The 7,648-nt window shown below is 74.4% G+C and carries 5 protein-coding genes; 2 read left to right on the plus strand and 3 right to left on the minus strand.

The window, feature by feature from the left end:
* The first annotated feature begins 27 nt into the window (after positions 1-27).
* Together ITI46_RS15465 and ITI46_RS15470 are read left to right on the plus strand one after the other, a co-directional pair.
* On the plus strand, positions 28-654 hold the full coding sequence (locus ITI46_RS15465) for a cysteine dioxygenase family protein (RefSeq protein WP_247746033.1): 627 nt from the start codon (positions 28-30) through the stop codon (positions 652-654).
* Entirely contained in the window at positions 654-1,709 is a 1,056-nt protein-coding gene (locus ITI46_RS15470; RefSeq protein ID WP_209240123.1) for a YeiH family protein, read from the plus strand. Before ITI46_RS15465 ends, ITI46_RS15470 begins: the two co-directional genes overlap by 1 nt.
* 150 nt (positions 1,710-1,859) lie before the next feature.
* On the opposite strand, the gene ITI46_RS15475 is transcribed toward ITI46_RS15470, so the two are convergent.
* From ITI46_RS15475 to ITI46_RS15485, 3 genes are all read right to left on the minus strand, one after another.
* Complete coding sequence (locus tag ITI46_RS15475) at positions 1,860-4,187, minus strand: molybdopterin cofactor-binding domain-containing protein (RefSeq protein WP_209240124.1); 2,328 nt, start codon at positions 4,185-4,187, stop codon at positions 1,860-1,862.
* 147 nt (positions 4,188-4,334) lie between these two features.
* On the minus strand, positions 4,335-6,491 hold the full coding sequence (locus ITI46_RS34825; RefSeq protein WP_247746034.1) for a 2Fe-2S iron-sulfur cluster-binding protein: 2,157 nt from the start codon (positions 6,489-6,491) through the stop codon (positions 4,335-4,337).
* Positions 6,488-7,360, minus strand: coding sequence for an FAD binding domain-containing protein (locus tag ITI46_RS15485; protein ID WP_209240125.1), 873 nt, complete (start codon positions 7,358-7,360; stop codon positions 6,488-6,490). The genes ITI46_RS34825 and ITI46_RS15485 overlap by 4 nt, the downstream gene beginning before the upstream one ends.
* Between the last annotated feature and the right edge of the window lie 288 nt (positions 7,361-7,648).

Consider the following 7,648-nt stretch of genomic DNA (forward strand, 5'->3'; position numbering starts at 1 on the left):
ATGGATGGCCGCCGTGACGCTGCCCGTATGACAGCGACGACGACCACTCCTTCAGCGGCGAGGACGACGGGGCGCATGCGCGCCCTCATCGAGGATGTGCGCGAGGCCGTCGGCCGGGGGCTGCCGCCTGATGTGACCGCGTATCTGGTCGGCGAGAAGCTGACGCCGCACCTGGGCGCGGACGATCTGCTGACCGGCGCCCAGTGCGAGCCCGACCCCGGGCACTACCGCCAGCACGTGCTGCACGCCGAGAGCGACGGCAGCTTCTCCGTCGTCGCCCTGGTGTGGCTGCCCGGCCAGGGCACGTCCATCCACGACCACGTCTCCTGGTGCGTCACCGGTGTCCACCGGGGCGAGGAGCACGAGCGCCGCTACCGGCTGCTGCCCTCGGAGGGGGCGGGCGGCAGCGCGCGGCTCGTCGCCACCGAGGACGTGGTCAATCCGCAGGGCTCGGTCTGCGGATTCGCGCCGCCCGGCGACATCCACCGGGTGTGGAACGGCTGCACCGCCGCGGAGACGGCAAACGCCGTGCACGCTGCGGACCCCGTGCACGCTGCGGACGCCGTGGCCGTCTCGCTGCACATCTACGGAGCGGACATCTCCCGGCTGGGCAGCAGCGTCCGCCGGGTGTACGACCTGCCGGCCGACGCCTGATGGCGCTGCTGGGGGACCGCACACGGACAGCGCCGGCCGCCGCGGCAGCCGCCTCCGCGCCCTCCCGGAAGCCGAGCAGGCTGCCCGGGCTGGCGCTCGCCGCGTTGGGCGTCGCCGCGGCGTCGGCGGTGCATCTGCTGGTGCCCGCTGTGCCCATGCTGACGGCCGCCGTGGTGCTGGGGATCGCCGCGGCCCAGCTGCCCGGACTGCGCGGGCTGGTACGCGGCGCCGCGCGGCCCGGGCTGACGCTGGCGGGCAAGCGGCTGATGCGGCTCGGCATCGTGCTGCTCGGGCTGAAGCTCGCGCTCAGCGATGTGCTGGGGCTGGGGTGGGCGACGGTGGCGATGGTGGTGTGCGTGGTCGTCGCCACCTTCTTCGGCACCGTGTGGCTCGGCCGCAGGCTCGGGCTGCGCGGCGACCAGCCGGTGCTCGTCGCGACCGGCTACTCGATCTGCGGGGCCTCCGCGATCGGCGCCGTCAGCGAGGTGCGGGGCAGCGACGAGGAGGACGTCGCCACCTCGGTCGCCCTGGTGACGCTGTGCGGGACGCTGGCCATCGCCGTACTGCCGCTGCTCCAGGCCCCGTTGGGGCTGGACGCGGGAGAGTTCGGCCGGTGGGTCGGCGCCGGGGTCCATGACGTGGGCCAGGTGGTCGCCACGGCGCAGACCGGCGGCCCGGATGCCCTCGGCCAGGCCGTGCTGGTCAAGCTGCTCCGCGTGCTGATGCTGGCGCCGCTCGTCGCGGCGATGGTGCTGACGGTACGCAGCCGCGCGGCCGCGCCCGTCGCCGGGAAACGCCCGCCCTTGGTGCCGCTCTTCGTCGCGGGTTTCCTCGTCATGGTGGCGGTACGTACCACCGGGTGGCTCCCGGGCGCCGCGCTGGACGGCGCCGCCCGCGCCCAGGAAATCCTGCTGGCCGCCGCGCTGTTCGGGCTCGGCAGCGCGGTGCGGTTCACCGCGCTGACCCGCACGGGGTTGCGGGTTGCCGTACTCGGGCTGTGCTCGTGGGGTGTTGTCGCGGGGGTGTCGTACGCGGGGGTGCTGCTGACGGCATGAGGGTGCAGCCGGCGGCGGAGTTCGCTGAGCAGGGGGCTGCCCCTGACCGTCCGCTGCAGACTGCGGGTGTCTTGTGGCTGTGGGGGCACCCCCTGCTCGAAGAGCTTGGGGGAGCAGTTCCCCCCGCGCCCCTTCGGGGCGCGGGCGAACTCACGTATTGATCACGGCCGCCTGGGGGCGGATCGGCATGCGGTTGACGGGGCGGCCGGTGGCGGCGCGGACGGCGGCGGCTACGGCGGAGGGGGTGACGACGAGCGGGGCCGAAGAGGCTGCCTTGGCGCCGAAGGGGGCGACCACGTCGCGCTCCTCGACGAGTTTGACGATGCGGATGTCCGGCGCGTCCAGTGCCGTGGGCAGCGCGTAGGCCGTGAAGTCGGGGTGCCGGACGACGCCCTTGGCCACGCGCAGGTGCTCCGTCAGTGCGGTGCCGATGCCCTGGGTGACGCCGGCCTCCAGGCGGGCCCGCAGCTGGCGGGGGTTGAGGACGGCGCCGACGTCCTGGGCGAGGGCGACCTCGACCACCCGTACCGACCCCAACTCGATGTCCACGTCGACAACGGCGCGCACCGCGGCGAAGGCGAGCCCGACGAAGGCGTCGCCCTGGCCCCACTCGTCCAGCGGCTCCGTGGGATGCGGGCGGCACTGCGCGGTCGCCCACAGCTCCTTGCCCTCCAGGGCCTCGACCACCGTGGTGGAGAGCACCCCGTCGTACGAGGTGATCTTGCCGTCGGCGATCGTCAGCAGCTCGGTGGACATCCCGAACTTGGCAGCGAGCGGCTGGAGCAGCTGGGTGCGGACCATCTTGGCGGCGCGCTCCACCGCACCGCCGGACACCCAGGTGTGCCGTCCGCGTCCGCTGGCGCCGGACGGCGGCTGGTCGGTGTCGACGGAGGCGACGTGCACTTCCTCGATGCCGAGCGTCTCCTGGACGATCTGCCGGGCCAGCGTGTCGAAGCCCTGCCCCGACTCGACGGCCGCGCACATCACCGTGGCGACGGGGCCGTTGACCTTCACCGTCGCCGTGGACACCTCGTCGGTGCCCTCGGCGCCGAGCATGTGCACCATGCCGAGCGCGTAGCCGACCCCCCGGCGCACCGCCGTGGGGTCGCCCGCGCCCTCGGGCCCGCCGGGCAGCAGCCAGTCCTCCTCGGGTGCGTCCTTGGGCAGCGGGGGCAGCGGCGCCTCGTGGACGGCGTCCAGCAGTTCGGCGACCGGAGCCGGGCAGGTGACGGTCTGTCCGGTCGGCAGCAGATCGCCGGTCGCCATCACATTGCGCCTGCGCACCTCGACAGGGTCGAGCCCGAGCCGGTCGGCGAGCTTGTCCATCTGGCCCTCGTACGCGGCGCACACCTGCATGGCGCCCTCGCCGCGCACATGTCCCGAGGGCGGGTTGTTGGTGCGTACGACCCAGCCGTCGATCACCGCGTGCGGCACGACGTAGGGGCCGCAGGCGAAGGAGACAGCGGCGGCCAGCGCGTCGGACGAGGTGTCCGCGTACGCGCCGCCGTCCAGCAGGATCTGCGCCTCGACCTTGACCAGCCTGCCCTCGCTGTCCGCGTGGTGGCGGTAGCGCAGCAGGGTGGGATGGCGGTGCGCGTGGCCGAGGAAGGACTCCTCGCGGTTCAGCGCGATCTTGACGGGGCAGCCGGTGCGCATCGCCAGCAAGCCGAGGGGCACTTGGAGCGCCGCGTCCTCGCGGTCGCCCATCGCGCCCGGTACCCCGGTGACCACGATCTTGACCTGCTCGGGGGGCAGTCCAAAGCAGGCCGCGGCCAGATCGCGGTCGGTGTGCGGGTCGGTGGAGGCGGTGTAGATCTCCACGCCGCCGTCCGGGCGGGGTACGGCCAGCGCCGCCTCCGCGCCGATCGGTGCCGGGTCCTGCCGGCCGACGCGGTAGAGCCCTTCGACCACGACGTCGCCGGTCACCTCCGGGTCGCCGTAGCGCAGCGGGATGTGACGCAGCAGATTGCCGTCCGGGTGCAGCGGTTCGGCCTCGAACGACTTCTCCGGGTCGGTGACCGGTTCCAGCACCTCGTACTCGACGGCGATGGCTGCTGCCGCCAGCCGCGCGGTGTCCGGGTGGTCGGCGGCTACTGCGGCGATCGGCTCGCCGTAGTAGCGCACCACGTCGCGGGCGAAGGCCGGCTGGTCGGCGATCTTCCGGCCGTGCGCCGAGTCCCCCGGTACGTCCTCGTGCGTGATGACCGCCTGGACGCCGGGCATCTTCGCCGCTTCCTCGGTGTCGATGGCCAGGATGCGGGCGTGCGGGTGCGGGGAGCGGTGGACCGCTGCCCACAGCAGTCCCTCGGCCCACAGGTCCGCGGCGTAGGGGAAGGTGCCCTGTGCCTTGGCGTAGGAGTCGGTGGGCAGGACGGAGGCGCCCAGGCCTTGCGGCTCCGGCTCGTTGCGGGCGCCCGGTGCGCCCGGCGCGCCCGCGCCGGGTACGGCGCCGGTGTGACCGTCAGCCGTTTCCGTCATGCCGCCGCCTTTCTGTGCGTGCGTTCGTTCCGATGAGGGGTGCCCCTGGCGGTTGTTTGCGGGGTGCGGGTGCGTTGTGGTGGAGCGTGCAGTTCCCCGCGCCCCTGAATTGCGCCCCGCAAGCTCGCTCACCGTGCCGGGTACGCATCAGGATTCGCCGCCGTACGTGCCGTTGGGGTACGCGGGGTCGTAGCCGTAACCGCCGCCCGGCTCGTACGGCACTCCGCCGTACGCCGCGCCTTCGTCGTACGCGCCGGGCACGTAACCGCCGCCCTGCTGCTGGTCGATGGCCTGCGCCTCCGCCTCCGCGGCCTCCCGCTCGGCCTGGGCCGCGCGCTGCTCGACCACCGTACGGACCGCGTCCAGCACCCCGCGGTAGCCGGAGCACCGGCACAGGTTCCCGCTGATCGCCTTGCGGGTCTCCAGCTCGGTGGGCGCGTGGTTGCCCTCCAGCAGGTCGTGCACGGTCATCGCGAGTCCCGGGACACAGAACCCGCACTGCACCGAGCCGCTTTCGGCGAGCGCGCACTGGACGTCCGAGGGGGTGCCGTCGGCCGACAGCCCCTCGACAGTGCGGACTTCGCTCCCCGCGGCGGTGGCGGCGGGCACCAGGCACGCGGCCACCAGCCGCCCGTCCACCTGCACCGAGCACGCCCCGCACTCGCCCTGCGAGCAGCCGTCCTTCGCCCCGGCGAGCCCCAGCCGCTCCCGGAGCACGTACAGCAGCGACTCCCCGATCCAGGCGCTGGCGACCGGGCGGTCGACGCCGTTGACCCGCAGGACGTACGAGACGTGCGGATGCTCGTCCTCCGTGTCGACGGCCTCGGGCAGCGCCGCTGCCTCGTCGTCCGCTTCGGGCCCGGCCTCCGCGGCGGCGATGTCGGTGCCGTCCTCTGAGGTCTCCTCCGTCGTCCGGGGCTCCGGAATGGTCTCGGGGGCGGACTCGGCCGCGTCAGCGGGCTGCTCGGACTGCTCGATTCCGTCAGCGGTTTCAGCCGGGGTGGCCGATTCGGCGGGTTCGCTGATTTCGCCGCTTGCGGGGGAGCCGGCGTCCGGCTGCGGGGCCGCGGGCTGCGGTGCGGGCGCTGCCGCGGCGAGGGAGGTGACCTCGGAGTCGGCCTGGCTGCTCTCCGGTCCGGCGGGCGGCGCGGGGGGCTGACCGGCGACGATTCCGGCCTCCGCGCCGGGCTGCGGTTCGGGGTGCCAGGGCTCTTCGGAAGGTGCGGGCGTCGGGTCGGCGGTGGGCGCGCCGGGGAACGCGTACCCGGCGCCAGGGCTGCCCGGTGCGCCCTCGAACGGCTGCTCCGCAGCGCCCGGTTCGGGCACGGGCACAGGTCCGGGGGCAGCCGTCTCCGGCGCGCCGGCGGGGGCCGGGGGCTCCCAGTGCGGGGCCGACGCCGGCGACGTGGGCGCCCAGGCCTGCGCGGGCTCCCCCTCCTGCGTGCTGCGGGGCTCGGCCGCACCGGGCGCGGGCTGCGCGGGCGAACCGGGCGCGGGCTGCGCTGGCTTCTCGTCGGCGTTCGCCGCGCGGGCCACGCCCGTGCCGAGCGGGCGGCGGTTCGTACGCGCCTCGTGCGAGCCCGCGAGCGCGGCGGCCGCACCATGGACCTGCTCCGGCACTCCGCCCTCATGCACGTCCCCGGGCTGCTCGTACGCCCAAGGCTGACCGGGCTGACCGGAGTGACCCAAGTGGCCGGAATGGCCAGGCTGTCCATACGGTCCGGGCTGTCCGCCCTGTCCGGCCTGTCCGGCCTGCTCACCGTTCTCCAGCGCGAACGGCATCACCCAGTGCCCGGAAGCACCACCGGCCGCCGTGCCGGCCCCCGCGGCGGGAGACGGCGAGGCCGGGGGAACGCTGCCGTCCGGACCAGGCTGGGACGCTCCCGGCTGCGCAGGTCCGGGCTGGGCCGCGGGGTCGATGGGTGGCGGGGTGTAGCCGCCCTGGCCCGTGCCGGGCGCGGCCAGCGGCGCGTCCTCCGCGAAGTCGAAGCCGCCGCTGGGCAGCTGGACGAAGGCGGTGGCATCGGCGTCGTACTCGCCGCCGCCCCAGCTCCGGGGCACATGCTGCCCGTGCGGGGCGTAGGGATCACCACCGTACGATGCGCCGCCATACGGTTCACCGCCGTACTGTTCAGCGCCGTACTGCTCGGCACCGCCCGCGCCGTTCCCGTTCCCGTACTCGTACTCGTCCGTGCCCGTGTGCGCGCTCACGTGTCCGTGCGGGTCCGCACCCGCGTGCGGCCCCGCGCCCCCGTTCCGGTTTCCGTTCCCGTTGTCGTGTGGTGCCTGTGGTGTGCCGCTCATGCGAGAGCCCTCCCGAGTCCTCGGCGGGCCAGTGTCGCCACCGTACGCCGCAAGTGCAGCGCCGCGGGCGGAAGCTGGGGGACGGCACCGGGGGCGCCGTCCTGGCCCTCCTCGGGGGCCGGGTCCGGGATGCACGCCATCGCGACGTACTCCCCGAAAGCGGACAGCGCCTCGGGGGCCAGCGACCGTTCACCGTCCCAGTCGATGAGCGAGGCGATCCACTGCTCGGCCTCCAGCGGGCGCAGCGGCATCGGTGCGACGGCGCCCACCGCGCAGCGCACTCCGCGCCGCATCGGGTCGAGCACGACGGCGACGGAGGCCAGCGCGCGGCTCGGTCCGGTACGGCTGGTGGCTTTCAGGAAGGTCTGCGGCGCGTGCAGCAGCGGCACCTTGACGTAGCCGACGACCTCGCTCGGCTGCAGCATGTCCATCCCCGCGAGCAGATGGCTGACCGGCAGTTCGCGGCGCGACCCCTCCGGGCCCGCGATGGAGAGCGTGGCCTCCAGCGCGGCCAGCACCGGCAGCGCGTCACCGGTGGGTGAGGCGCTGACGATGTTGCCGCCGAGGGTGCCCGCGTTGCGGATCTGCGGGGGGCCGGCGGCGCGGGCCGCGGCGGCGAGTGCGGGGATGAGCGCGGCGAAGTCGGGGCGGCCCATCCGCGCGTGGGTGAGGCCGGCGCCGAGCACGGCGTACCCGTCCTGGTACGACCAGCCGCGGATCTCGCTGATCCGGCCGAGTCCCACGAGCGCGGCGGGGCGGAGCTGCCCGGAGTTGACGTCGGCCATCAGATCGGTGCCCCCGGCGACCGGCACCGCCGCCGGTACGGCGGACAGCGCGGAGACGGCCTCGTCCAGGGTGGTCGGCAACATGACAGCAGGGGGCACAGCCTGCGCGGCTCGTTCGCCGTCTGGTGCATGCCGTACGTGCGTGCTCAACCTGCTGCCCCTTCCCCGACATACCGGGCTCCCGGCTGCACTGCCGTACGGTACGTGCTCACAGCCCGGACGAGGCAACTCTGGCATATCTCGGCCCGCGCCCGACACGAGGGCCAGGGATGGGCCCTTTCGCACCATTTGACGGATGGCTTCGCCGAGCGCCCGTACCTCTTACGGGGCGGCGGTCCTGGACGGGGGGACGGGGTACACCTACGGGCATAC

The organism is Streptomyces oryzae (assembly GCF_017676365.1).
In the GTDB taxonomy this organism is placed as follows: Bacteria; Actinomycetota; Actinomycetes; order Streptomycetales; family Streptomycetaceae; genus Streptomyces; species Streptomyces oryzae.